The organism is Salinicoccus hispanicus (assembly GCF_009831115.1).
Classification (GTDB): Bacteria; Bacillota; Bacilli; order Staphylococcales; family Salinicoccaceae; genus Salinicoccus; species Salinicoccus hispanicus.
Genome location: NZ_WUUK01000001.1, coordinates 754767 through 780448, shown reverse-complemented (window position 1 = coordinate 780448; position 25682 = coordinate 754767). Strand labels below are relative to the sequence as shown.

The 25682-nt window shown below is 48.0% G+C and carries 21 protein-coding genes; 20 read left to right on the top strand and 1 reads right to left on the bottom strand.

Features of this window, described 5'->3' with window-relative positions; translation table 11 throughout:
- The first annotated feature begins 21 nt into the window (after nt 1–21).
- Nucleotides 22–1287 carry a DRTGG domain-containing protein gene (locus GQ671_RS03925; protein WP_160653550.1) on the top strand — a complete coding sequence of 422 codons (1266 nt, stop codon included), beginning with the start codon at nt 22–24 and terminating at the stop codon, nt 1285–1287.
- 27 nt (nt 1288–1314) lie between these two features.
- Here GQ671_RS03925 and GQ671_RS03920 read toward each other — a convergent pair whose 3' ends face one another.
- Nucleotides 1315–1662: a YtpI family protein gene (locus tag GQ671_RS03920; RefSeq protein WP_160652966.1), complete on the bottom strand. Its 348-nt coding sequence runs from the start codon at nt 1660–1662 to the stop codon at nt 1315–1317.
- Between the two features lie 77 nt (nt 1663–1739).
- On the opposite strand from GQ671_RS03920, the gene GQ671_RS03915 reads away from it, so the two are divergent.
- The 19 genes from GQ671_RS03915 to GQ671_RS03825 all read left to right on the top strand — a co-directional run bounded on the left by GQ671_RS03915 (nt 1740) and on the right by GQ671_RS03825 (nt 25681).
- The gene (locus tag GQ671_RS03915; protein ID WP_160652962.1) at nt 1740–2702 is read left to right on the top strand and encodes a DHH family phosphoesterase; all 963 of its coding nucleotides are present in this window, start codon (nt 1740–1742) and stop codon (nt 2700–2702) included.
- 16 nt (nt 2703–2718) lie between these two features.
- A complete protein-coding gene (locus tag GQ671_RS03910) occupies nt 2719–5862 on the top strand; it encodes a DNA polymerase III subunit alpha (RefSeq protein ID WP_160652959.1) in 3144 nt (1047 codons plus the stop codon).
- A gap of 71 nt (nt 5863–5933) precedes the next feature.
- Complete coding sequence (locus tag GQ671_RS03905) at nt 5934–7157, top strand: NAD(P)-dependent malic enzyme (protein WP_160652957.1); 1224 nt, start codon at nt 5934–5936, stop codon at nt 7155–7157.
- Nucleotides 7158–7159: 2 nt separating this feature from the next.
- The gene (locus tag GQ671_RS03900) at nt 7160–7594 is read left to right on the top strand and encodes a FadR/GntR family transcriptional regulator (protein ID WP_246153134.1); all 435 of its coding nucleotides are present in this window, start codon (nt 7160–7162) and stop codon (nt 7592–7594) included.
- Between the two features lie 18 nt (nt 7595–7612).
- On the top strand, nt 7613–8464 hold the full coding sequence (gene accD / locus GQ671_RS03895; RefSeq protein WP_160652954.1) for an acetyl-CoA carboxylase, carboxyltransferase subunit beta: 852 nt from the start codon (nt 7613–7615) through the stop codon (nt 8462–8464).
- Between the two features lie 2 nt (nt 8465–8466).
- Nucleotides 8467–9420, top strand: a complete 954-nt coding sequence (locus GQ671_RS03890) for an acetyl-CoA carboxylase carboxyltransferase subunit alpha (RefSeq protein ID WP_160652951.1) — start codon at nt 8467–8469, stop codon at nt 9418–9420.
- A 112-nt stretch (nt 9421–9532) separates the two neighbouring features.
- Entirely contained in the window at nt 9533–10492 is a 960-nt protein-coding gene (gene pfkA / locus GQ671_RS03885; RefSeq protein ID WP_160652948.1) for a 6-phosphofructokinase, read from the top strand.
- A gap of 13 nt (nt 10493–10505) precedes the next feature.
- Entirely contained in the window at nt 10506–12266 is a 1761-nt protein-coding gene (gene pyk, locus GQ671_RS03880) for a pyruvate kinase (protein WP_160652945.1), read from the top strand.
- A gap of 90 nt (nt 12267–12356) precedes the next feature.
- The gene (locus tag GQ671_RS03875) at nt 12357–13109 is read left to right on the top strand and encodes a hypothetical protein (RefSeq protein ID WP_160652942.1); all 753 of its coding nucleotides are present in this window, start codon (nt 12357–12359) and stop codon (nt 13107–13109) included.
- Between the two features lie 140 nt (nt 13110–13249).
- On the top strand, nt 13250–13561 hold the full coding sequence (locus tag GQ671_RS03870; protein WP_160652940.1) for a DUF485 domain-containing protein: 312 nt from the start codon (nt 13250–13252) through the stop codon (nt 13559–13561).
- Nucleotides 13558–15105 carry a solute symporter family protein gene (locus GQ671_RS03865; protein WP_160652937.1) on the top strand — a complete coding sequence of 516 codons (1548 nt, stop codon included), beginning with the start codon at nt 13558–13560 and terminating at the stop codon, nt 15103–15105. The genes GQ671_RS03870 and GQ671_RS03865 overlap by 4 nt, the downstream gene beginning before the upstream one ends.
- A 229-nt stretch (nt 15106–15334) precedes the next feature.
- Nucleotides 15335–16450 (top strand): citrate synthase, encoded by a 1116-nt coding sequence (locus GQ671_RS03860; protein ID WP_160652934.1) that lies wholly within the window; start codon nt 15335–15337, stop codon nt 16448–16450.
- A 33-nt stretch (nt 16451–16483) separates the two neighbouring features.
- Nucleotides 16484–17749, top strand: a complete 1266-nt coding sequence (gene icd, locus GQ671_RS03855) for an NADP-dependent isocitrate dehydrogenase (RefSeq protein WP_160652932.1) — start codon at nt 16484–16486, stop codon at nt 17747–17749.
- Nucleotides 17750–17779: 30 nt separating this feature from the next.
- Complete coding sequence (mdh, locus tag GQ671_RS03850; protein WP_160652929.1) at nt 17780–18712, top strand: malate dehydrogenase; 933 nt, start codon at nt 17780–17782, stop codon at nt 18710–18712.
- A 103-nt stretch (nt 18713–18815) separates the two neighbouring features.
- Nucleotides 18816–20393, top strand: a complete 1578-nt coding sequence (locus GQ671_RS03845; RefSeq protein ID WP_160652926.1) for an AbgT family transporter — start codon at nt 18816–18818, stop codon at nt 20391–20393.
- Between the two features lie 125 nt (nt 20394–20518).
- On the top strand, nt 20519–23119 hold the full coding sequence (gene polA / locus GQ671_RS03840) for a DNA polymerase I (protein ID WP_160652923.1): 2601 nt from the start codon (nt 20519–20521) through the stop codon (nt 23117–23119).
- Between the two features lie 8 nt (nt 23120–23127).
- Complete coding sequence (mutM, locus tag GQ671_RS03835) at nt 23128–23997, top strand: bifunctional DNA-formamidopyrimidine glycosylase/DNA-(apurinic or apyrimidinic site) lyase (protein WP_160652920.1); 870 nt, start codon at nt 23128–23130, stop codon at nt 23995–23997.
- A gap of 4 nt (nt 23998–24001) precedes the next feature.
- Nucleotides 24002–24592 (top strand): dephospho-CoA kinase, encoded by a 591-nt coding sequence (gene coaE / locus GQ671_RS03830; protein WP_160652917.1) that lies wholly within the window; start codon nt 24002–24004, stop codon nt 24590–24592.
- Nucleotides 24593–24676: 84 nt separating this feature from the next.
- Nucleotides 24677–25681 (top strand): glyceraldehyde-3-phosphate dehydrogenase, encoded by a 1005-nt coding sequence (locus tag GQ671_RS03825; RefSeq protein WP_380645203.1) that lies wholly within the window; start codon nt 24677–24679, stop codon nt 25679–25681.
- Nucleotide 25682: the final 1 nt, after the last annotated feature.

Sequence of the window (25682 nt, the reverse complement as noted above, 5' to 3'; positions counted from 1 at the left end):
ACATGATTGTCGGGTGATTGTATGTCAAAGCATGATGAAATACTGGAATATATATATAGTCTTCCGGAAGGCGCGAAGATATCCGTTCGTCAAATATCAGCGCATCTTGAAGTGTCCGACGGTACGAGCTACCGGGCAATCAAGGATGCCGAGAAAGAAGGGCTTGTCAAAACGATCGAACGCGTGGGCACTATCCGAGTGGCCCCGAAAGAGCAGTACATAGAAGGCAATTTGAGTTTTGAACAGGTGAACAGGGTGATTGAAGGCAAGGTGCTCGCAGGTACCCGTGGACTTGATCGGGAGATCAGCAAGTTCATCATCGGAGCGATGCGGACGGATGCACTTGAAAGCTATCTCGAGGAAGGAGCGCTCCTGATCGTAGGGAACCGGGAGGATGCCCAGTGGCGGGCGCTCGAAAGTCATTCAGGCATCCTCATCACCGGCGGTTTCGGTGCTGATGCTGAAATACTGAAGCGGGCAGAGGGGCTGTCACTGCCGGTCATATCGACTGCAGCCGACACTTTTTCCGTGGCATCCCTTATCCAGAGGGAACTCTACAGTGTACTCATGATGACGAATGTCATCACGGCGAGTGATCTTGTCATAAGGCAGGATGAATATGTATATGATATTGCAGATGGTCGGGATAAGAAGTACTTTCCGGCAGACAGCATGACTGTGCTGACCGAAGCGGGCAAGTTCCGAGGAATCATCAGGTCATCGGAGCTTCGGAAACTTGATGGGAAAGACTCGCACACACTCGTATCAGACATTGTTGCAAGCACTTCGAGTACATTGCAGAGTCTGAGGCAGCTGATGAGCTGGCATCAGCTCAATATTCTGCCTGTCATCGATGAGGAGCGTGCTCTGATCGGCATTGTGCACAGGCGGGATGTCTTCAGGCAACGGGAGCCAAGGAAGCTTGGCGGTGGCCTGACTGCGGAGAATCTGATCGACAGGGAAATCAGGATCGACGATAATCGGATTCATATCAAAGTGATGCCGTTCATGACCGACGAGTATGGCAGTATCGCACAGTCGGAATTCATGCGTCTGATCGAGCGCCTTACCGAAGTGGTCCTCGGTAATCATAATATATACAGCTATCATATCGACACGCTCAACGTCATGAATATCAAACTGGTCCAGCTTTATCAGGAGCTTGTCATCGAAGGCAGCATTCTGGATCTTGGCGACCAGTTTCTAAGGCTCGAGATCGAGGCGCGGTCTGATGATGGCATCTATTCGAAAGCAACCCTGCTTATCCAGTACTACAAAGAAAAATAAAAAATAGACAAGTGAAGGTTCACTTGTCTATTTTTTGGCTTTACGATTGAAATCTGCCCATGCTTTATCTTCAATAGGTATGTTACCTTTGAAATATTTCCTTGCAGCATTGAAATGCCATATATTATAAGCACCGATGACAACGAACAGTGCACCGATAATATAGGATACGGCTGTAGGAAACTGGATGATCGTATTCAGACCAAAGGACAGAATCAGGGAACCAAGCCAGATTCTGGATATGCTGTTATAATATGCTTTTCTTACATCACGTTCGCTTCGAATCTTCCTGATCTTATAGACGATGAACATGAAGAGGCTGAGAAGCAGCAGGGTGACAAGAAAGGATACAGCAATCTGATAAGACATTTCCATCGGATACAACTCCATTCCTTAATGTAGTATAATTTATTATATTAGCCAAGTAAATCCAAACAGAAGGAGATTTTCAATTGTTCACAGAATATATGAATCACTATCCATCTCTCAGAGAAAATTATAAAAAACTGCTCAACATGATCAATGACTATGATGAAATCATCATAATGAGACATTTAAGACCGGATCCGGATGCCATCGGCTCGCAACTCGGGCTGAAAGAGATTCTGAAGTCCATTTTTCCGAACAAGAAGGTGACGGCACTCGGAGAGAGTGAGGCTTCATTGGAGTTTCTTGGAAAAATGGATACGGCGACATCCGTTGAACGGCCGCTTCTCATCGTAGTGGATACTGCCGGAGTGGGTAGGATCGATGGAGATCTCTCTCTCGGTGACAAAGTCGTCAAGATCGACCACCATCCGAATCATGAACCCTATGGCGACCTCAATATTGTCGAAACTGGCGTATCCTCGACTTCGGAGCTGATATTCCTCCTGGCGGATGCATGGGGCTTCGATAACGACTACATCAATGATATTTCGGCAAGGCTGCTGTTTTCAGGCATTGTCGGGGACACGGGCAGGTTCCTGTTCAACAATACAAGCACGCTGACACTAAAGGTGGCTTCCGAACTGAGGAAGTTCAACTTCGATGCTTCGAAAGATATGACAGAAATGAATAAGCAGTCTCTCGACCAGTTCAGGTTCAAAGGGTATCTGATCAATAATTTCAGAATGACGGATAAAGGTGTACTGTATGTATGGGTGCCCGCTTCGGCCCTTTCCGAATATGGTCTTACGAGCAATGAAGCGAGCATGCACGTCAACATCTACCGGGAAATCGATGAAGCCAGCATATGGTTCATGGCGGTAGAGGAAGAAGAAGATATCCGTGTCAGGCTGCGCTCCAAGGAGACGGTCATCAATGACATCGCAGAACATTTTGGCGGTGGCGGCCATCCGTTGGCCAGCGGTGTCAGCATTGCTTCACAGGAAGAGTTGAAATCGCTGATCGAAGCATTGGACAGCAAACTTTAAAAGGGGGACACTCCCTATGATCAATCTGAATGTTCACAGCTGCTATGAATTTCTGAACAGCAATATCCGAATCGATCCGCTGCTGAAAAAGATTTCCGGTGACGGCCAGACCGCCGTTGCATTGACCGACTCGAACCGCCTGCATGGCATCTATCATTTTGTCAGACGGGCAGAGCATTTCGGTGTAAAGCCGCTGATCGGCATGGAGGTACGGGTCGATGATCACTTTGATGGCATTCCGCTTGTATTGATTGCAAAAAATACCGCAGGCTACCTGGAACTGGTACGCCTGTCGGCAATGCTTTCCTATAAGGATCTCACATTTACACCGGAGAACTATCTGTTCAGGAATATCCACGACTGTGTAGTGGTGGCCAAAACGGATCAGGGTGCCCGGCTGCTCGAATCGGTTCCCGTTGACGAGGCAGATCGCTACACGTCACATGAAGTGGCGGATGATCGCTATCAGCGTGTATACATGAAGCAGGCGAACTATCTCGAACCGGAAGACCTGTCTGCAAAAATAGTACTCAACGCCATCCGGGATAACGAAAGAATGGCGCCTGAAGATCTTGGGTCCCGCCAGGGTGAAGACTTCATCCGGACCGGGGTCGACCTGGATGAAGCGGAAAAACAGTTTCTGGATGGCAATGTGAGCCTGGTGGAGAAATGTGACGTTACACTGCCGAAGACCAGGAAGACGCTACCGCATTTCCCGCATGAGAATAATAATGATTCGAAAGCATTCCTGTGGCAGATGCTGATCGAGCAGTTCGAAGCCAGAACAGATGGCAGTGACAGATACATGGAGCGGATGAAATATGAATACGACATCATTGTGGAGATGGGCTATGAAGACTACTTTCTGATCGTCCAGGATGCCGTCAATCATGCCAAGGAATCAGGCATCTATGTCGGACCGGGCAGGGGATCATCCAGTGCAAGTCTGGTTTCATTCCTTTTGAACATCACCGAGATCGATCCGTTGAAGTATAATCTGCTGTTCGAACGCTTTCTTAATCCGGAGCGTGTGACAATGCCGGATATCGATATCGATTTTGAGGATACGAGACGGGATGAAGTGGTGGCATATCTGATTGACAAGTATGGCGAGATGAATGTCGCCCATATTGTGACCTATGGCACACTGAGTGCCAAAATGGCCGCCCGTGATGTCGGCAGGGTGCTCGGCTTTGGCGAAGATGAACTGAAGATGATTTCAAATATCATTCCGGATGCACCGGGTACGACGCTCGAGGATGCATTTGCCAGAAAAGAATTCAATTCGCTCATGGAAGCGGATGAAAAATACGGCATCTATGCAATGCTGTGCCGTAAGATAGAAGGGCTGCCGCGTCATACATCAACCCATGCTGCGGGTGTCCTGCTGAGTGAAGAACGTTTGACCAGCAGTGTGCCTGTCATTTTCAGCGAAGGATATACGCTCAGCCAGTGGCCGATGAATGAAGTGGAAGGGTCCGGGCTGCTCAAGATTGATATCCTTGGTCTTCGGAACCTCTCCCTGCTCAAATACATGGTCGGTCAGATCAGGCGGACCGAGGCCGATTTCAGTCTGGACAAGATTCCGGATGATAACCGGGAAGTATACAGGCTGCTCGGCCGCGGCATGACACTCGGGATCTTCCAGCTGGAGTCGGACGGTATCCGCAAGGTCATCCGTGATATGAAGCCTGAACAGTTTCTTGACATTGTTGCCGTCAACGCACTCTACCGTCCAGGTCCGATGAAGGAGATTCCCAATTACATCGAAGGAAAAAGAAATCCTTCATCCGTTAAATACCCGCATGCCGACATAAAGGACATTTTGAAAGAGACGTACGGAGTCATCGTCTATCAGGAACAGATCATGCAGATTGCAGCAAAGATCGCCGGATATACTTATGCCGAAGCGGATATACTGAGGCGTGCGATGAGCAAGAAGGACAGGGAGACATTGGAACAGGAACGTGGAAAGTTTGAAAAGGGTGCGGTAGAGCAGGGCTACAGCAGCAACGTCGGACATCATATCTTCAATCTGATACTCGAATTTGCGGATTACGGTTTTCCGAAAAGCCATGCGGTCGCCTATAGCCGGATTTCCTATATGCTTGCCTATATCAAGGCGGTATACCCTGATATCTTCTACGCCGTCATACTTTTTCATCACTTCGGCAACGATGTGAAAGTCAAGCAGGTCATCAGCGAAATGAAGCTTAGACGCATTCGGATGCATCCGCCGGACATCAACCGTTCGAGATGGAGCAACCATCCATCGGACGGTGTCCAGATCGGATTCTCGATGATCCGTGGCATGACCCGCCGCATGGGTGAAGCCATAACTGAAGCACGCAAGGAAGGACCATTTACCGACCTTTACGACTTGAAGACACGTGTCAGCGGAGCATCATTGAACCGGAAGGTGCTGACACAGCTCATACTTTCCGGTGCGCTTGACGGTTTTGAAGAGAACAGAAAGACCATGCTCCAGACTCTGCCCATGCTGGATGATCTGAACACTGAGGAATACGCCCACGATTCATTTCTCAGTACCCTCGGTTTCAGCATCAAGAAAGAATACAGCTACACTGAAGAGATGGATGAAATTGAAAAGGTGGAAGGTGAGAAGGAAGTTTTCGGCTTCTACCTGTCCGACCATCCGGTCATTACAATCCAGAAATCACTGCAGTACATTCCTTTTTCACTGCTCCATCAGAAGCAGCAGGGCACCTATCTCGTCTTCTTCGAAAATATAAAAGTAATACGCACTAAAAAAGGACAGAATATGGCATTCGTCAAGATTGCTGATGGCCACCAGGAGATGGAAGGCGTCATATTTCCGAAAGTCTATTTCAATGTCCATAACAGGTTATCCGAGAAGATTGCTGCAGTATCGGGCCGGATGGAGACACGTAAATCAGAACCGCAGCTGATCATAGAAAATGTGCAGGATCTGGATGAATTCAAAAACAGCCATATCCAATCAACGAAGCGGATTGTCATACGAAATTCCGGCAGTTATGCGCTCGAAGGCATCGTCGGAGAGGAAGGAATTCCAATATTTGATTTTGACAACCAGAAAAAGCTTGGTAATATTGAAACATCCAACATTGACAGATTACTGCAGAAAATCGAACTGTCGGACATACGTCTGCTCAATTGAATCTGTTGTCACCCAATTCGGATAATGTTAATATTATTAGTGGTATGACCACTCAAGAAAGGAAGATCATAGTGTCCCTAAGAGATGATGCACTAGAACTGCATAGAGAAAAACAAGGTAAACTTTCTGTAAATTCCAAAGTGGAGATAAAAGACAAAGAGGCGCTGAGCCTCGCCTATTCACCCGGTGTCGCTGAACCATGCAAGGAAATATATGAGGATGAGCGCACGGTCTTCGACTATACGATCAAGAGCAACACTGTGGGCGTCATCACGGATGGTTCCGCAGTACTCGGTCTTGGCAATATCGGAGCAATGGCGAGCCTGCCGGTAATGGAGGGCAAAAGTGCCCTGTTCAAAAATTTTGCAGGTGTCGATTCATTCCCGCTCGCACTGGATACGAACGATGTCGATGAGATTGTCAGGACGGTCAAACTGCTGACGCCTGTATTCGGCGGCATCAATCTGGAGGATATCTCTGCACCGAGGTGCTTTGAAATCGAGGAGCGTCTTGGCCGTGAAACGGATATCCCGGTCTTCCATGACGACCAGCACGGTACTGCCATCGTTACACTGAGTGGTCTGATGAATGCATTGAAACTGACCGGCAAATCCTTGAGCCAGATCAAAGTTGTTCTGAATGGTGCAGGTGCTGCAGGTGTGGCCATCGTCAAACTGCTGCATAGCTTCGGAGTCAAGGAAATGATAATGTGCGATTCAAGAGGTGCAATCTACGAAGACAGGCCGAATGGCATGAATGATGTCAAAAAGGAAGTCAGCCGTTTCACCAACCATGCACACAAGCAGGGCGAGCTTGAGGATGTCATCCAGGATGCCGATGTATTCATCGGTGTATCCGTTGCGGGTGCATTGACAAAGGAAATGGTCGGAACCATGGCCAAAGATCCAATCATATTCGCAATGGCGAATCCAAATCCGGAAATCATGCCGGAAGATGCCAAAGCGGCGGGTGCACTCGTCATCGGTACCGGACGCAGTGATTTCCCGAACCAGATCAACAATGTACTTGCGTTCCCAGGCATTTTCAGAGGGGCGCTTGATGTCAGGGCGACGCATATCAACGATGAGATGAAAAAAGCAGCCGTATTGGCCATTGCAGATCTCATTCAGGAAGACGAACTGACAAGTGACTATGTCATTCCGGACCCTTTCAATAAGGAAGTTGCTCCCCGTGTCGCAAGAGCAGTGGCAGAAGCTGCCATGCAGACAGGTGTCAACCGCATCAAGGTGGACCCGGAAGAAGTCTACCAGAAAGCGCGCAGTCTGACCCTTTAATAATGGATGAAATGACAGAAAGAAAAGGTCTGGAAAACATTGTTGAAGAAATTCATAATCTGATAGAATCAGAGAATATCCAGGTCGGTGACAAGCTGCCGAGTGAAAGGTATCTCAAGGAAAAACTGAATGTCAGCAGACAGAGTGTCAGAGAGGCACTGAGAGCACTCGAACTGCTTGGCATCATCTATGTGCGTCGTGGAGAGGGCACTTTTTTAGCTGACATCGACAGTCACCAGCTTTTTCAACTTATCGGGAAATATCTCATCAGAACAGAAAGACAGCAGAAGGAAATAATTGAAATAAAACAGATGATCGAAGCCTATGTGAAGACCAAGCATCATGACGACAGCTTGGATGTCGAATCAGACGATAATCAGATCATGAAGAAGATCTACATTCTTCTCGATAAATATTCACAGGCTTTCAAATCGTAAAGAAACAGGGAGTTTATTATGCTAAAAGACTTGTTCTCCAAGCTGAATAAGAAAGTCAACGAAACAGGCCGCAATGACGGCACATTTGAAAACAGTGAAACAATCATGACGAAGTGCCCGAGCTGCAAGAAGATACTGTATTCCAAAGAACTATACAAACGGCTGAATGTCTGCACAAACTGTGAACATCATCTGCCGATAACCGCGCCGGACCGGATGGAGGCTCTGATGGATGAAGGGACTGCCAAGCCGATTCTTGAAGAGATTACATCAGCCAATCCTTTGAATTTCCCAAACTATGAGTCCAAACTCATCAAAGATAGGGAAAAGACCGGATTGAATGAGGCGGTAGTATGTGCCGAAGGTGAGATAGAGGGTGCTCGGGCAGTGGTTGCCATCATGGACTCACGCTTCAGAATGGGCAGCATGGGTTCAGCCGTAGGTGAAAAACTGGCTCGAACATTCGAATATGCGACCGAACGCCGACTGCCTGTCATCATCTTTACCGCAAGCGGCGGTGCACGCATGCAGGAAGGCATCATCTCACTGATGCAGATGGCAAAAGTGAGCGTGGCCATAGAACGCCATAGCCAGGCGGGTCTGCTCTATATTGCCTATATGACAAATCCGACGACCGGTGGTGTATCTGCAAGTTTCGCGTCCGTCGGTGATATCAATCTCGCCGAGAAAGGGGCGATGATCGGCTTTGCCGGCAGACGTGTCATCGAAGAGACCATCAAGGAAAAGCTGCCGGAAGATTTCCAGACGGCCGAGTTTCTATTGAAGCACGGACAGCTGGATGAGGTCGTCAACCGTCGGGATATGAAAAATTATCTCGGAAGAATATTGAAACTGCATAGTGAGGTGTGACCATGGCGTTTGATTTTGAAAAGCCGATATTCGAACTGGAAGAGAAAATCGGAGAACTTGAAAAGTATGCTGCAAAGAACAAGCTCGATCTGACAAAGGAAATCAGTTTTCTGGAGAAGAAAGTCGAGGATAAGAAAACAGAAGTCTACACCAATCTGACACCGTGGCAGCGTGTCGAGATCGCCAGGTATATAAAACGTCCGACGACATTGGAATATATAGAGTCCATATTCGATGACTTCATCGAATTCTTTGGTGACCGTGCCTATAGTGACGATGCTGCCATCGTCGGCGGAATCGCATCCTACCACGGAACAGCCGTAACCGTCATCGGCCACCAGCGTGGTCGGGACACGAAGGATAATATCCATAGAAATTTCGGGATGGCCCATCCGGACGGCTACCGCAAGGCACTGCGTCTGATGAAGCAGGCGGACAAGTTCAACCGTCCTGTCATCTGTTTCATCGATACCAAGGGTGCGTATCCAGGGAAGGCCGCCGAGGAGCGTGGACAGAGTGAATCCATCGCTCGCAATCTTGTGGAGATGGCCGGTCTTAAAGTGCCTGTCATCAGTATCGTCATCGGCGAGGGCGGATCCGGCGGGGCACTCGCTCTAGGCGTATGCAATCGTCTGCTGATGCTCGAGAACGCCACTTATTCCGTCATTTCACCTGAAGGCGCAGCAAGCATCCTGTTCAAAGATGCCTCCCTCAAGGAGATTGCAGCGGAGTCTCTGAAGATTACTGCAGGGGACCTCGAAGATTTCGGCATTGCTGACGAGGTGATCAGAGAGCCTCAGGGCGGTGCACATAATGACCGAGAAGCTGTATTCGGTGCACTTGACCGGAGTATCCAGAAGCATCTGGATGAGCTGTCCAAAATGGACGGACAGCGTCTGATGGACGATCGCTATGATAAATATATGAATATTGGTGTCTTTAACGAACAGTCGTAATAATGACTGTTCTTTTTTGGGCGTAAAAACGGTTTCAACTGTTCAAATGATGGATAAGGACAGTTAGGTATGATATTTTAATGGTAAGATAATGTTTCAACGGAGGGAACACATGAAGAAAATAGCAGTGCTGACAAGCGGCGGTGATTCACCCGGAATGAATGCCGCAGTAAGAGCCGTCGTAAGAAAAGGCATCTATGAAGGTGTCGAGGTCCATGGCGTCTACCAGGGCTACCAGGGACTGGTCAACGACAATATAAAAAAACTTGAACTGGGCGATGTGGGCGATATCATCCAGAGGGGCGGCACAAAGCTCTATTCGGCCCGCTGTCCGGAGTTCATCGAACCCGAGGTCAGAAAAAAAGCGGTTGAAAATCTTCAAAAGCGTGGCATCGACTCCCTCGTGGTCATCGGTGGGGATGGCTCCTACAGAGGTGCACAAAGACTGAATGAAGAGGGTATCAAAACAATGGGTGTACCCGGTACAATAGACAATGATATCAATGGTACCGACTATACCATCGGCTTTGATACTGCGCTCAACACGATTATAGATGCGGTCGACAGAATCAGGGATACAGCGACAAGCCATGAACGGACATTCATCGTCGAGGTCATGGGCCGGGATGCAGGAGACCTGGCACTATGGGCAGGTGTCGCCGGCGGCGCCGAAACGATCCTCATTCCAGAATCGCATTCCGACATCAAGGAAGTTGCGGAAAGAATCGAAACAGGAATGAAGCGGGGCAAGAAGCACTCCATCATCATTGTCGCAGAAGGTGTCATGACTGCTGCACAATGTGCGGTGGAATTGCGCAAGTACATCAATATAGACACACGGGAAAGCGTGCTCGGACATATGCAGCGCGGAGGAAAGCCGACCGGCAGCGACCGTGTACTCGCCTCAAGGCTTGGTGCCTATGCTGTAGAGCTCCTGCTCAATGACGTTCGTGGCCATGCAGTGGGAATAGAGAACAACCGTCTGACCAAGACAAGCTTTGATCGGGTATTTGAAGAGAGCCACAGAATCGATGAAGGACTGTTCAGACTTTCAAAAGAGTTATCCATATAGGAGGAATATATAAATGCGTAACACTAAAATAGTATGTACAATCGGACCAGCTTCCGAAGCACCTGAAATGCTGAGCCAGCTGATTGATGCAGGGATGAATATTGCCCGACTGAACTTCTCCCACGGAGACCATGATGAACATCGTGCAAGAATAAGGAACATCAGGGAAGCTGCCGATAAAGCAGGCCGTACTGTAGCGATCATGCTAGATACTAAAGGTCCTGAAATCCGTACGCATACGATGGAAAACGGAGGCATCGAACTTTCCAAAGGCCAGACAGTCAGTGTGTCCATGGATGAAGTTGTCGGTACAACGGAAAAGTTTTCCGTTACCTATCCGGGTCTGATTGATGATGTCGAGACAGGTGGAGTCATTCTGCTCGATGACGGTCTGATTGAACTTGAAATAGAAGAGATTGACCATGAGAATGGCGAAATTCTATGTAAAGTATTGAACAATGGTCTTTTGAAAAATAAAAAGGGCGTAAACGTGCCGGGTGTTTCCGTGAAGCTTCCAGGAATCACCGAAAAGGACAAGCAGGACATAATCTTCGGTATTGGCGAAGGCGTAGACTTCATCGCTGCAAGTTTCATCCGGACCAATAGCGATGTACTTGAAATCCGTGAACTGCTGGAGGAGAAATCTGCTGCACAGATCAATATCATTCCTAAGATTGAGAACCAGGAAGGTATCGATAATATTACGGAGATACTTGAAGTTTCAGATGGACTGATGGTAGCCCGGGGAGATATGGGTGTTGAAATACCACCTGAATCCGTACCGATGGTGCAGAAAGATCTGATCAGGAAATGCAACCTGCTCGGCAAACCGGTAATTACAGCAACGCAGATGCTTGATTCAATGCAGAATAACCCACGTTGTACACGGGCTGAAGCAAGTGATGTTGCGAACGCCATCTATGATGGTACAGATGCAATCATGCTGAGCGGTGAGACTGCAGCCGGGGACTATCCACTCGAGTCTGTTCAGACGATGGCAAGCATTGCTGTTTCAGCTGAAGCAGCACAGGACTACAAGAAACTATTGTCAGAGCGGACAAAATCATTGCAGACGACACTCGTCACTGCTATCGGGGTATCAGTAGCACATACCGCCCTCAATCTGAACTGTAAAGCCATTGTTGCTGCGACTGAATCCGGACACACAGCAAGAATGATCTCCAAATACCGTCCGCATGCGGATATTGTTGCTGTCACACCGCATAGTCATGTAGCAAGACAGCTGCAGCTCGTATGGGGTGTGCATCCTGTAATCAAAAAAGGAAAAAGGGATACAGATAATCTCCTTAATGTTTCCGTATCCGCTGCAATTGAAAAAGGCTTTGCCACACAAGGTGATCTATTGATCATCACTGCAGGTGTGCCGACAGGAGAAGCGGGCACAACCAACCTGATGAAACTCCATATTGTTGGAGACAAGTTGATTAGAGCACAGGGCATCGGCCGAAAAAGCACGGTGGGAGAAGTGGCGCTGATCCGCTCTGCAAGCGAGATGGCAGATAGGGATCTTACAGGAAAAGTGGTCGTCGTCCAATCCGTCGATTCCGACATGACGCCTCACCTTGAAAAAGCGGGAGGTCTCGTCACTGTTGAAGGCGGTCTGACATCACATGGTGCAATTGTAGGGCTTAACCTTGACCTGCCTACCATTGTAGGGGCAAATGATGCACTCGACGTCCTTGAAGAAGGGATGATCATCACGGTAGATTCCGAACAGAATTGCATATTCAGTGGTCATGCCAACGTACTGTAATGAAATTCAAGAAAAAGGGTACTGCCAGAGTACCCTTTTTTTGTTGTGGCCCGGCAGCTGGGCCGGTATAATGGTGATGAGGTGGCGAAGATGAAAAAGTTATTATTGCTGGCAATGATCCTATTGCTCGCAGCATGTGGAAATGATGGAAGCGGCGACGAAGCGCCGGATGATGATTCGCAGGATTCAACTGAAGAACCATCAGAATCAGCTTCCGATGAAGGAACAGAGACAGCGGAAGAGGAAGGCGAAGTAGAAGCGCCTGAAATCATAGAAGAAGCAAACTCGGCATGGGGAGATACTGTAAGCTATGAAGCAAGACAGACCTCGACGGTTTCATCTGGTGACAGCCAGTATGCTGTAAGGATGATCACTACTCGAAGTGAACAGAATGAAATCAAGGTCGAAGTGGATGATGGCGCCCAGATACAGACCCATTATGTAATTGATGGTGAACATTTCATCTACCAGGATGGCAGCGTAGAAGCGCAGGACCAGTCACTTGAGTTGGAAAACAGCGCATATGGAGAACTGCTGGCCCAGTTGGAGCCATTATCTGAAGGAACAGTTTCCGAGCAGGATACGGGTTATGAAATCAGATATGAAATAAACAGCCGTGAAGATGCGATACCATTTTTCGATGATGAAGTACAGAATGCCATTCAGGATGTCGATATGTTCAATGGTCTGGTGACAGTCCAGTTCAATGAAGACTACCAGTACATCGGAGCTGAGCTGACATTGACAGTCGGCAGCGAGCAAGAGGAACTGAATATCACTTCCAACATTACCATGGATCGGATAGGGGAAATCGACCTTATCGAAAAACCTAAGGAAATGTAGAAGAATCGTCCGTTCATAGTAACGGACGATTTTTTGTAGTTCAAAAGTAAATGGGTGTAATTGTACATGATTTTAATTATTCTAAAAATTGACATTATTATACAAGGTAAATAGAATATAGGGTACAAGGGGGAATTGAAATGTCAGAGATTGATTATAAGAAAATCGCATCGCAACCCGAATTCGAGTCACTTTTGAAGAAGCGCAACAAGTTCATTCTGCCAATCACCATATTTTTCATCATCGCTACGCTGATCTTTCCAGTGCTTACCGGCTATACCGACATACTCAATAATGAAGCATTCGGTAATATCTCCTGGGCATGGATCTATGCGCTTTTGCTATTTGTTATGGTATGGACTCTTGTAACCGTTTACATGAAGCGGGCGAAGACATTTGACAAGGAAGCAGATGAAATCATCAGAAAGTACAGGGAAGGGGAATATAAATGAATCTGACAGTCATCATCATGTTTCTGGTCTTCGTAGGAGCAACTTTGGTCATTACATATTTTGCTTCCAAACGAACAAACTCTACAAAAGATTTCTACACAGCAGGCGGGGGACTGACAGGTTGGCAGAATGGTCTTGCCATTTCCGGAGACTATCTTTCGGCAGCTTCATTTCTGGGGATTGCCGGTGCCATTGCACTATGGGGTTTTGATGGGTTCTTTTATAGCGTGGGGTATCTGACAGCATACCTTGTTGTTTTGTATGTTGTCGCTGAACCACTTAGAAATCTCGGTAAATACACAGTGGCGGACATGATTGCAGCACGGTTTGAGCTGAAGAAGGTCCGGGCATTTGCAGCCTTGTCCTCAATTACGATCGTCATTTTCTATATGCTTGCCCAGCTTGTAGGTGCAGGCGCGCTCATACAGCTCCTATTCGGTATACCGTATAGTGTTTCAGTCATCATTGTCGGCATCATGATGACCATCTATGTGCTCTTCGGCGGCATGACAGCCACGAGCTGGGTACAGATGGTCAAGGCTGTACTGCTCATGATCGGTACGCTGCTGATTTCATTCCTGGTACTGCTCCAGTTCAATTTCAATATATTTACGATGTTCGGAGAAATGAAAAATGTCTCGGCGCCCGAGCTTGAAGGGTCTTTCCTGAATCCAGGTGCTCAGGGACAGTCACCGCTCAATAATATTTCACTGATCATCGCTTTGCTGTTCGGAACAGCCGGGCTGCCTCATATTCTTATGAGATTCTTTACAGTCAGGGACGCAAAGACAGCGAGGAGCTCCGTAATGTGGGCGACATGGATTATCGGTATCTTCTATATTCTGACCATATTCCTCGGCTTCGGTGCTGCTGCACTTCTGACGAGAGAAGAAATCATTGCGGCCAATCCAGCAGGCAATATGGCGGCGCCGCTGCTCGCTGAAAGACTGGGCGGGGACCTGCTCATGTCCTTCGTTGCTGCGGTTGCATTTGCGACCATCCTTGCTGTCGTCGCCGGTCTGGTGCTTTCCGGAGCAAGTGCTTTCGCACACGATATATATGCCCAGGTCATCAAAAAAGGGCAGGTGTCGGAAAGCCAGCAGATGCTTGCTGCCAAAATTGCAGCATTCAGTGTCAGTGTACTCTCGATCATCCTGGCCATCTTCGCCCAGGATCAGAACGTGGCATTCCTTGTATCACTGGCGTTCTGTGTGGCCGCAAGTGCAAACCTGCCGGTCATCGTCTACACGATATTCTGGAAAAGATTCAATACTCAAGGAGCGATTGCCGGAATCGTAACCGGCCTTGCAGTCTCTCTCATTCTGGTTGTGCTGAGTCCGAATGTCATGGATCCTTCGGGAGCCGGTTTTATTGCAATGGAACCGATATTCCCACTGGATAACCCTGCACTGATTTCAGTACCTGCCGGTTTCATCGGCGCTTTCCTTGGTACATTCCTCGGAAAGCCGGAATCCCATGAAAAATACAGGGAAGTCAAAGTCAAATCTGTAACTGGAATATCAACATCTGAAGTCAGTCACTAAGTATAAGATTAACTTATGAGATTCGATAAGTTAATTAATCATTTCTTATTTAGACGATAATTCTCTGAAATTATCGTCTTTTCCTTTTTGTAAGGGCTTTCGAGGATGATAACGATATAATTTTCACAATCTGAAGAAGATTCTTGAATTGTTCACAAACCTTTTGAATTTGATATAATGAGTTTAAAGCCAGGTGGCTATTTAATGTTTAACGAGAAGGAGAATCGATATGTCTGACAAAAAAGGTTTAGAAGGCGTTGTAGCGGCCGAGTCCCGCATCAGTTCCATCATTGGTTCACAACTTACTTACTGTGGTTATGAAATCGATGACCTCGCTGAAAATGCATTGTTTGAAGAAGTCGTTTTTCTACTTTGGAATGATAGGCTCCCAAACCAGGATGAACTGGAAAATTTCCAGAGTAAGATGTTTGATTACATGACACTCAATCCACGGATCTATGATCATTTTGCAGAATATGCTGCAGATCAGGTGCATCCGATGACTGCTGTCCGGACTGCTCTATCCTATCTTGCCCACTTCGATCCGAATGCCGAAGATATGAGCGATGAAGCAAACCAGGAGAAATCGATTCGCATCCAGGCGAAGATTGCGTCAGTAGTCGCAGCCTTTTCCAGGATCAGGAACGATCAGGAAGTCATCAGACCGAAAGAAGGCCTTACCTACGCGGCCAACTTCCTTTACATGCTAAATGGCGAGGAGCCGAATGATACACAGGTGGAAGCAATGAACAAGGCGCTTGTCCTGCATGCAGACCATGAGCTGAATGCATCTACATTCACAGCCCGCGTATGTGTCGCAACGCTATCTGATGTCTATTCCGGTGTAAGCGCTGCAGCTGGCGCACTCAAAGGGCCACTGCATGGCGGTGCCAATGAGCGCGTGATGCAGATGCTTTCTGAAATAGAATCTGTTGATGCAGTGGAAGGCTATCTGGAAGAGAAATTTGCGAACAAGGAAAAGATCATGGGCATGGGCCACCGTGTATATAAAGAGGGCGATCCACGTGCCAAGTATCTGAAAGATATGTCCAAGAAATTGACAGATCAGGCAGGAGAGCCTGAATTCTATGAAAAATCCATTAAGATTGCCGAGGTTGTGGAAAGGGAGAAAGGTCTGCTTCCTAATGTCGACTTCTTCAGTGCCACTGTATATCATTCACTCGGTATCGACCATGACCTGTTCACACCGATTTTCGCTGTCAGCCGTGTATCCGGATGGCTCGCACACATCCTTGAACAGTATCAGGACAACCGTCTGATCAGACCGAGAGCTGAGTATATTGGTCAGACAGGCAAAAAATACGAACCGATCGAAAACAGATAGCATATCGAGATTAAAAACTGGAGGAATATATTTATGTCTAGTCAAAAGATTACTACAAAAGATGGTGTACTTACTGTACCGGATCAGCCAGTCATCCCGTACATTGAAGGGGACGGCATCGGCCCGGATATCTGGAGTGCAGCAAGCAAAGTGCTGGATGGTGCAGTAGAGAAAGCCTATGACGGCAAAAAGAAAATCGAATGGAAAGAAGTGCTTGCCGGTCAGAAGGCGTATGACAAGACAGGCGAATGGCTGCCGAAGGAAACACTGGATACGATCGATGAATACCTGCTTGCCATCAAAGGCCCGCTGACAACACCGATCGGTGGAGGCATACGTTCCCTGAACGTTGCACTGAGACAGGAACTGGATCTGTTCACATGCCTGCGTCCCGTAAGGTATTTCGAAGGTGTTCCTTCTCCATTGAAGCGTCCTGAAGATACGGATATGGTCATTTTCCGTGAAAATACCGAAGATATCTATGCAGGTATCGAATTCCAGGAAGGTACGGACGAAGTCAAGAAAGTCATCGACTTCCTGCAGGAAGAAATGGGTGCCAAGAATATCCGTTTCCCTGAAACTTCCGGTATCGGCATCAAGCCAGTATCAAAAGAAGGTACGGAAAGACTGGTGCGTTCCGCAATCAATTATGCGATTGAGAACAATCGCCCGTCCGTAACACTTGTTCATAAAGGCAATATCATGAAGTTCACTGAAGGGGCATTCAAAGCATGGGGCTATGACCTTGCGGAACGTGAATTCGGAGATAAGGTCTTCACATGGAAAGTCTACGATAAGATTGTTGAAGACGAAGGCCGTGAAGCTGCGGATAAAGCACAGTCCGAAGCTGAAGCAGCTGGCAAGATCATCATCAAGGATGCTATTGCAGACATCTTCCTGCAGCAGATTCTGACACGTCCGAAGGACTTCGGTGTGGTTGCGACCATGAATCTGAATGGAGACTACGTCTCCGACGCGCTTGCAGCACAGGTGGGCGGAATCGGCATCGCACCAGGCGCCAATATCAACTACGAAACAGGACATGCAATTTTTGAAGCGACACATGGTACTGCACCGAAGTATGCAGGTCTCGATAAGGTTAATCCTTCCTCAGTAATCCTATCGGGCGTACTCATGCTCGAGCACCTTGGATGGCAGGAAGCTGCTGACCTGGTTACAAAAGCGATGGAAAAAACAATTGCTTCCAAAGTTGTAACATACGACTTTGCCCGTCTGATGGATGGCGCGACAGAAGTGAAGTGCTCCGAATTTGGAGACGAACTCATCAAAAACATGTAGGCATGTTTGCTGACTAGGAGTGTGGACAGTATGGACAGAAAGAAGATTTCAGTTATCGGTGCCGGTTTTACAGGTGCGACTACAGCGTTCATCGCAGCTTCAAAAGCATTGGGTGATATTGTTCTTGTGGATATTCCGCAATCTGAAGATCCGACACGTGGCAAGGCACTCGATATGATGGAAGCAACACCGGTTCTCGGTACCGATGTGGATATAAAAGGGACGAGCAGCTACGAAGATACTAAAGACTCGGATATCGTAATCATTACAGCCGGGATTGCCAGAAAGCCTGGAATGAGCCGGGACGACCTGGTCAAGACCAACCAGAAGGTGATGTCTGCTGTCACGCGAGACATCGTTAAGTATTCACCGGACTGCTCGATCATTGTTCTGACCAATCCGGTGGATGCGATGACCTATACTGTATTCAAAGAGTCCGGCTTTCCTAAAAACAGGGTGATCGGCCAGTCAGGTGTTCTTGATACCGCAAGGTTCCGGACTTTTGTTGCCAAAGAACTGAGCCTTTCCGTCAAAGACGTCCAAGGGTTTGTACTTGGCGGACATGGTGATGACATGGTACCGCTCATCCGCTATTCGAATGTGGGTGGCGTGCCCCTTTCAAGCCTGCTGGATCAGGACCGCATCGATGCCATCATAGAGCGTACCAGAAAAGGCGGTGCCGAAATCGTCAATCTGCTGGGCAATGGATCGGCATACTATGCTCCTGCCGCGGCGCTTGTCGAGATGGCTGAGGCAATTCTGTTCGATCAGAAACGTGTACTTCCGGCAATTGCATATCTTGAAGGTGAATACGGCTATGATAATCTCTATCTTGGTGTGCCGACAGTGCTCGGGGCAGAAGGCATAGAAAAAATCATCGAACTGGAGCTTTCCGATGAGGAAAAAGCTGAATTGGATAAATCCAGGGATTCCGTCACTCATGTCATGAACATGCTGAAATAGTATTTGTAAAATTCAAGTACGGGTATTATACTGGAAAGGCTGCCTTCATGGTGGCCTTTTTGAATTTTCAAAAATATTATAATAAATGGGAGGAAATTTGGGAATGGAAAATGGTAGAAAGAAAAATGGTATCTTTCAAAAATTCCTTGATTTTGTCGAATGGCTGGGTAATAAGCTGCCGCATCCGGTGACGCTTTTTGCACTGCTTGCAGGGCTTACACTGGTTGCTTCCGCAATACTGTCGATGCTCGAAATCACAGTGGAGCACCCGGCAGATGATCAAGGTACCGTTTCAGTCAATAATCTTTTGAATGGGGAAGGCATAAGCTACATATTCTCAAGCATGACTGATAACTTCATCAACTTTGCACCTTTGGGTGTTGTACTCATGACCATGCTCGGCATTGGTGTTGCTGAACGTTCAGGTCTCATCAGCGCGGCACTGCGCGGATTTGTTCTGGCAATTCCGAACCAGCTGATCACTGCCGGCCTTGTGTTTGCCGGTATCATGTCTTCACTTGCATCTGACGCAGGCTACGTTGTATTGCCACCACTCGGTGCTGTACTTTATCTGGCACTTGGCAGGCATCCGCTTGCTGGTCTGGCCACTGCATTTGCCGGGGTTTCGGCAGGGTTTTCAGCCAACCTGCTGCTCAGTGGAACCGATGCAATGCTGTCCGAACTGTCGATTGCTGCAGCTTCAGTTCTCGATCCGCAGTATGCTGAAGGCATGAACGTAGCAATGAACTACTACTTCATCTTTGTCAGTGTCTTCCTGCTTACGCTTGTCGGCTGGTTTGTATCCGATAAGATTGTCGAGCCACGACTTGGCAGCTTTGATTCCAAAAATGCCGATGAGGAAGCAGTCAACAGCACGGATGAGATGAACCCGCTTGAACCGATTGAAAAGAAAGGACTCGTATGGGCTATCACTTCAATGGTGGTCGGGGCTCTGCTGGCGTCGCTCCTGGTACTACTGCCGAATTCGCCGATGCGTGGAGATGATGCCGTGGGAGACTACATGGATACGATCATCCAGTCGCCATTCATGAGTGATGGACTGGTTCCGATCATAGCGATCCTGTTCTTCATTCCAGGTCTCGTGTATGGGCTGATTACAAAATCCATCAGGAATGACAAGGATGTTGCGGATCAGATGACAAAAACGATGGCAGCAATGGGAATGTTCATTGTACTGGCATTCACTGCCGGACAATTTGTTGCATATTTTGCCGAATCCAATATCGGGCTGGTCATCGGCGTATATGGTGCCGAACTGCTTGAAACGTTGAATCTGACGGGTATTCCACTGATCATCGGCTTCATGTTCGTCACTGCAGTCGTCAATCTGTTCATCGGAAGTGCGAGCGCCAAATGGGCGATGATGGCACCGATATTCGTGCCGATCATGATGCAGCTCGGCTATTCTCCGGAACTGACGACGATGGCATATCGTGTGGCGGATTCTTCAACCAATATCATTACACCGCTCATGACATACTTCGCCATCATCATTGCATTTGCGCAGCAGTACGATAGGAATATCGGGATTGGTACGCTGATTTCAGTCATGCTGCCATATTCCATCTTCTTCTTCGTCGCCTGGGCAATCATGCTGATCGTCTGGATGCTGTTCGGCATTCCGCTCGGACCGAATGCACCAATAGAATATGTGGGTTGATATTAGAGGCACAGCAATCGCTGTGCCTTTATTTATGGATTAAACCGGTATGGAAATGTATAATCTGATTATGAAGAGACTGGTAACGGACGGTCGGATCATTTCGATAGAGAGGAGATAGTGAAATGAAGAAGCTGATACTGATAGACGGCAACAGTATGGCGTTTCGTGCATTCTATGGGCTGCCGCTCCTGAGCAATCAGAGCGGACTCCACACGAACGCCATCTTCGGTTATGCGAGGCTGCTTGAGAAGCTGATAGAGGAAGAGGCGCCGACGCACTTCCTTGTTGCTTTCGATGCAGGCAAATCGACTTTCAGACACAAGCAGTATGAGGAATATAAAGGCGGCAGACAGAAGACGCCGCCTGAACTGGGGGAGCAGTTCGCGCCGATACGGAGACTTATTGATGCCTACGGCATCAAACGGTATGAAGTGGAGGAGTATGAAGCCGATGACATCATCGGAACGCTGAGCAGAAAAGCGGATGAGGAAGGTTTTCAAACCATCATCATCTCGGGGGATAAGGACTTGACCCAGCTGGCCAGTGAAAATACAGTCATTTATTATACGAAAAAAGGGATATCCGATATTGATCGGTATACACCGGAACATATTCAGGAGATATATGGATTGAAACCGGAGCAGATCATAGATCTGAAAGGACTGATGGGCGATAAATCGGATAATATTCCTGGTGTGCCCGGCGTAGGGGAAAAGACGGCACTCAAACTGCTCGGTGAACATGGATCTGTTGAAGCAGTACTCGAAAACCTTGAAGGTGTCAAAGGGAAGAAGCTGAAGGAGAATCTGATGGAACATAGGGAAGATGCACTGATGAGCAAATCGCTCGCAACCATCTACCGTGAAGTTCCGCTTGATTTCGATATGAATTCCCTTGCCTTTGCCAATGAAAACGCAGAAGAGAAATATGAAATCTTCAAGGAACTCGAATTCGAGTCGCTGCTGAAGAACATGGACGCTTCCGAGACGGAGGATAAGAAAGAGTTTGATTCCGAGCGTGTGGATGCGCTGGATCAGCTCGGCGCAGATGTTTCTTTCCATCTTGAAGTCCGGGCTGACAATTACCTGGTACACGGCCCCGAGCATATCGCTGTTACGGATGGAGAAAGAACCTTCATCAGCAACGCGGAGGATATCGATCGGGAGGGGCTTGAGCAGTTCCTGAAGTCGAGAGAGACCATCAATGTCTATGACATCAAGCGTCAGATGGGTCTGCTCAAGCATCTCGATATTCATTTTGAAGACTTCGATACGGATATCATGCTCGGCAGCTTCCTGCTCGATCCATCAAAGAAAATCATTGATGTGGCGGAGACTGTCGGCCAGTTCAGTGTCAATATCGACAGTGATGATTTCCACTATGGCAAAGGGCGTAATGCCAAGCAGCCGATTGGGGAAGAGCATGACAAGTTTCTGACGGATAAGGTCATGGCAGTGCATCATGTCGGTCCGCTGATGGCGGAATCCCTCCAGAAAGACGACATGTATGACCTCTGGAAAGATCTGGAGATACCACTGGCCAAAGTGCTGTCCGGCATGGAATATCGCGGCATCACAGTGGATGCAGCACGTCTTCGGGATATGGAAAGTGAAATAAAAGAACGGCTTGATGAAATAGAAGGAAAAATATATGAGCTCGCGGGAGAGGAATTCAATATCAATTCTCCCAAGCAGCTTGGTGTCGTTCTATTTGAGAAACTGGAGCTGCCCGTCATAAAGAAGACCAAGACAGGCTACTCCACTGCAGTGGATGTACTGGAAGAACTGCAGAGCAGGCATGAGATTGTCAGCTACCTTCTGGACTATCGTTCGCTATCCAAGCTGCAGTCGACATATGTCATCGGACTGCAGGGCGAAATCAAGGAAGACTCGAGAATCCATACGCGTTTCAATCAGACGCTGGCACAGACGGGAAGGCTGTCATCAGTCGAGCCGAACCTTCAGAACATACCGATACGCATCGATGAAGGCCGCAGAATCAGAAAGGCATTCGTGCCGAAAGATGATTCCCATGTACTGCTTGCGCTCGACTATTCACAGATCGAGCTCAGGGTACTTGCACATATCACCAGTGATGAGACCATGACCAGCGCATTTACAAGTGATACCGACATCCATACAAAAACTGCAATGGAAGTCTTCGGCGTGGAACGGGCAGATGTCACCAGTGATATGAGGCGGAATGCGAAGGCGGTCAACTTCGGTATCGTCTACGGCATCAGCGACTATGGGCTGAGCCAGAACCTTGGCATCACGAGAAAAGAAGCCAAGACATTCATTGACAATTACCTGAATTCCTTCCCTGAAGTCAAGTTGTTCATGAAATCCATCATCCAGGATGCCAAGCGCGATGGCTATGTGAAGACGCTGCTCAATCGCAGAAGATACATCCCGGATATCCAAAGCCGCAATTTCAACGCAAAGAGCTTTGCTGAACGGACAGCCATGAACTCACCGATTCAGGGAAGCGCGGCAGACATAATAAAACTTGCAATGGTAAAATACGAAAAATCGGAAGAAGCACAGAAATTCAATGCTGAATTGCTGCTGCAGATCCACGATGAGCTGATCTTTGATATCCCTCGGGAAGAAGTGGAAGCATTCATCCCGGTCATCAAGGATATTATGGAAAATGCAATGGCGCTCTCTGTGCCACTCAAAGTGGATTATGGATATGGCAGCGATTGGTATGACGTGAAGTAGGTGGAGATATGCCGGAATTACCGGAAGTGGAGCTGGTCAGGCGAGCCCTGGCCAGGGAAGTGGAAGGCGCTACTATTGAAGCAGTGGCGTTTTCCGATTTTGTAGTAAATGGGCATCAGACCGGACGCAGAACAATCGTCAAAGAAGACTTTGAATCATTCGGCTCCCGTGTCCTTGATGCAACAATCAGGAAGATCGGCCGGCGCGGCAAGTACCTGTATTTCATAATGGAGAAGTCGGACGGAGTGTTCCATATGATTTCGCATCTCGGGATGTCGGGTGCCTATTTTGTCAGGGACTCGGTAGAGTCGATCACAGATGCAAACTACCGCAAGCACTGGCAGGTCGTCTTCAGACTCCAGGACGGACGCGCTCTGATCTATTGTGATATCAGACGGTTCGGAGAAATGGCGACAGTGGATAAATTGAGTGGGTTCCCACCGTTTGCCCGCATGGCGGTGGAATACACAGATCCGGACAGTCTGGCGGAATTCCTGGACAGGGCGAAGGCACCGGCGAACATCAATAAGGAGATCAAAGCGGTTATCATGGACAGCTCGGTCATTCCGGGCGTCGGAAACATCTATGCATCAGAAGCACTGTTCACATCAGGCATACTGCCCACACGGAAAGCAGGTAATGTGTCCATTGCGAGACTGGTGGATCTCCATAGATCCATAACCGATGTCTTCAACCTTTCAATAGAAAGCGGCGGTTCGACAATCTCCGACTATAGAGGGGTATCCGGTGAAAAGGGAAGCATGCAGGACCGCTTCAACATCTATCAGAAGAAGACGTGCCGGACATGCGGTGGACCGGTCAGTACAAAAACAATTGCGACAAGAAATACATTCTATTGCACTAGATGTCAGAGGTGAAGCAATGAACCAGGTAATTGGACTTACAGGCGGCATTGCCAGTGGCAAGTCTACTGCTGCCGACTACATCAGAGAAAAAGGATATCCTGTACTTGATGCGGATGTCTATGCACGGAAGTCGACAGCGAAGGACGGGCCGGCATATCCTGGCATCGTCGAACATTTCGGTAGTGGCATCCTGGAGGAAGATGGCGAGATCGACCGTAGGAAGCTCGGTGCCATCGTCTTCAATGACAGCAAGGAAAGAGAAGTGCTGAACCATCTCGTGCATCCGGAGGTTCGGAAGCTGATGGATCGGGATAAGGCCGAGGCGTTATCTGAAAGCCATGTCTTCCTTGATATTCCACTGCTCTTCGAAAACGGGCTGGATCGTCAATGTGACATCACATTGACGGTATATGTCGATCAGGAGACACAGATCGAGCGGCTTATGGAACGTAACAGCTTCGAGCGGTCCGAAGCGCTTGCCCGGATCAACAGCCAGATGCCTCTTTCCGAAAAAAGGGAAAGAAGTACTGAAGTACTTGATAACAGTGGCTCAAAGGCAGATCTTTTCGACCAGATAGATGATTTCATATCCAGTATTGAAAAGTGAAATTTTATATGAAACGCTACTTTTAATGGCATTCTATTGTGTTATACTAATTATTGAAAAGTATAGCATAAAGGGGTAATGGTCATGAAAAAAGTAGCTATTAACGGTCTTGGAAGAATCGGCAGAATGGTTTTCCGCATTGCCGCTGCTTCAGATCACATCGAACTCGTCGCGGTGAATGCAAGCTATCCTGCAGAAACAATTGCACATCTTCTCAATTATGATACGACACATGGCACGTGGGATAAGCATGTTGAGGTGGAAGGGGAAGGACTTGTCATCGACGGCAGGGAAATCCAGCTTACAAATGAAAGAAACCCTGAAGATCTTCCATGGGAAGCGCTTGGCATCGACCTTGTAATAGAAGCAACTGGTGCATTCAACCATGGCGACAAAGCGAGTGCCCATGTGAGGGCGGGCGCAAGGAAAGTACTCCTTACCGCACCATCGAAAGGCGGCGACGTCCAGACGATTGTGCTCGGTGTAAATGATGAAGCCCTGGACCTTGATACATATGATGTATTCTCCAATGCTTCCTGTACGACGAATTGCCTGGCGCCTGTCGCAAAAGTGCTGGATGATGCATTCGGCATCAAGAACGGTCTGATGACAACGGTCCATGCCTATACAAATGATCAGAAGAATATCGACAACCCGCATAAGGATCTGCGTAGGGCACGTTCATGCGCGGACAATATCATTCCGACTTCGACCGGAGCGGCAAAGGCGCTTGGCACAGTGCTGCCCCAGCTGAACGGCAAGCTGCACGGTCTGGCATTGCGTGTGCCGGTATCCAATGTATCGCTGGTTGACCTTGTTGTCGATCTCGATACGCCGGTGACAAAGGAGCAGCTGAACGAAACATTCGAGCAGCAGGCGAATGGGGAACTTTCCGGCATTCTCGGTGTGACTGATGCGCCGCTCGTATCAAGCGATTTCAATACCGACAGCAGAAGCTCCATCATCGACGCCTCGCTGACCATGGTCATGGATGACAGCAAGGTGAAGGTGCTGGCGTGGTACGATAATGAATGGGGATATTCCACGCGTGTCGTGGAACTTGCAGAGAAAATTGTTCATGACCTATAGT

Coding starts and splice junctions, on each gene's coding strand:
- GQ671_RS03925 (WP_160653550.1), top strand. CDS start 22: ATGTCAAAGCATGATGAAATACTGGAATATATATATAGTCTTCCGGAA.
- GQ671_RS03920 (WP_160652966.1), bottom strand. CDS start 1,662: ATGGAAATGTCTTATCAGATTGCTGTATCCTTTCTTGTCACCCTGCTG.
- GQ671_RS03910 (WP_160652959.1), top strand. CDS start 2,719: ATGATCAATCTGAATGTTCACAGCTGCTATGAATTTCTGAACAGCAAT.
- GQ671_RS03900 (WP_246153134.1), top strand. CDS start 7,160: ATGGATGAAATGACAGAAAGAAAAGGTCTGGAAAACATTGTTGAAGAA.
- accD (WP_160652954.1), top strand. CDS start 7,613: ATGCTAAAAGACTTGTTCTCCAAGCTGAATAAGAAAGTCAACGAAACA.
- GQ671_RS03890 (WP_160652951.1), top strand. CDS start 8,467: ATGGCGTTTGATTTTGAAAAGCCGATATTCGAACTGGAAGAGAAAATC.
- pfkA (WP_160652948.1), top strand. CDS start 9,533: ATGAAGAAAATAGCAGTGCTGACAAGCGGCGGTGATTCACCCGGAATG.
- pyk (WP_160652945.1), top strand. CDS start 10,506: ATGCGTAACACTAAAATAGTATGTACAATCGGACCAGCTTCCGAAGCA.
- GQ671_RS03875 (WP_160652942.1), top strand. CDS start 12,357: ATGAAAAAGTTATTATTGCTGGCAATGATCCTATTGCTCGCAGCATGT.
- GQ671_RS03870 (WP_160652940.1), top strand. CDS start 13,250: ATGTCAGAGATTGATTATAAGAAAATCGCATCGCAACCCGAATTCGAG.
- GQ671_RS03865 (WP_160652937.1), top strand. CDS start 13,558: ATGAATCTGACAGTCATCATCATGTTTCTGGTCTTCGTAGGAGCAACT.
- GQ671_RS03860 (WP_160652934.1), top strand. CDS start 15,335: ATGTCTGACAAAAAAGGTTTAGAAGGCGTTGTAGCGGCCGAGTCCCGC.
- icd (WP_160652932.1), top strand. CDS start 16,484: ATGTCTAGTCAAAAGATTACTACAAAAGATGGTGTACTTACTGTACCG.
- mdh (WP_160652929.1), top strand. CDS start 17,780: ATGGACAGAAAGAAGATTTCAGTTATCGGTGCCGGTTTTACAGGTGCG.
- GQ671_RS03845 (WP_160652926.1), top strand. CDS start 18,816: ATGGAAAATGGTAGAAAGAAAAATGGTATCTTTCAAAAATTCCTTGAT.
- polA (WP_160652923.1), top strand. CDS start 20,519: ATGAAGAAGCTGATACTGATAGACGGCAACAGTATGGCGTTTCGTGCA.
- mutM (WP_160652920.1), top strand. CDS start 23,128: ATGCCGGAATTACCGGAAGTGGAGCTGGTCAGGCGAGCCCTGGCCAGG.
- coaE (WP_160652917.1), top strand. CDS start 24,002: ATGAACCAGGTAATTGGACTTACAGGCGGCATTGCCAGTGGCAAGTCT.
- GQ671_RS03825 (WP_380645203.1), top strand. CDS start 24,677: ATGAAAAAAGTAGCTATTAACGGTCTTGGAAGAATCGGCAGAATGGTT.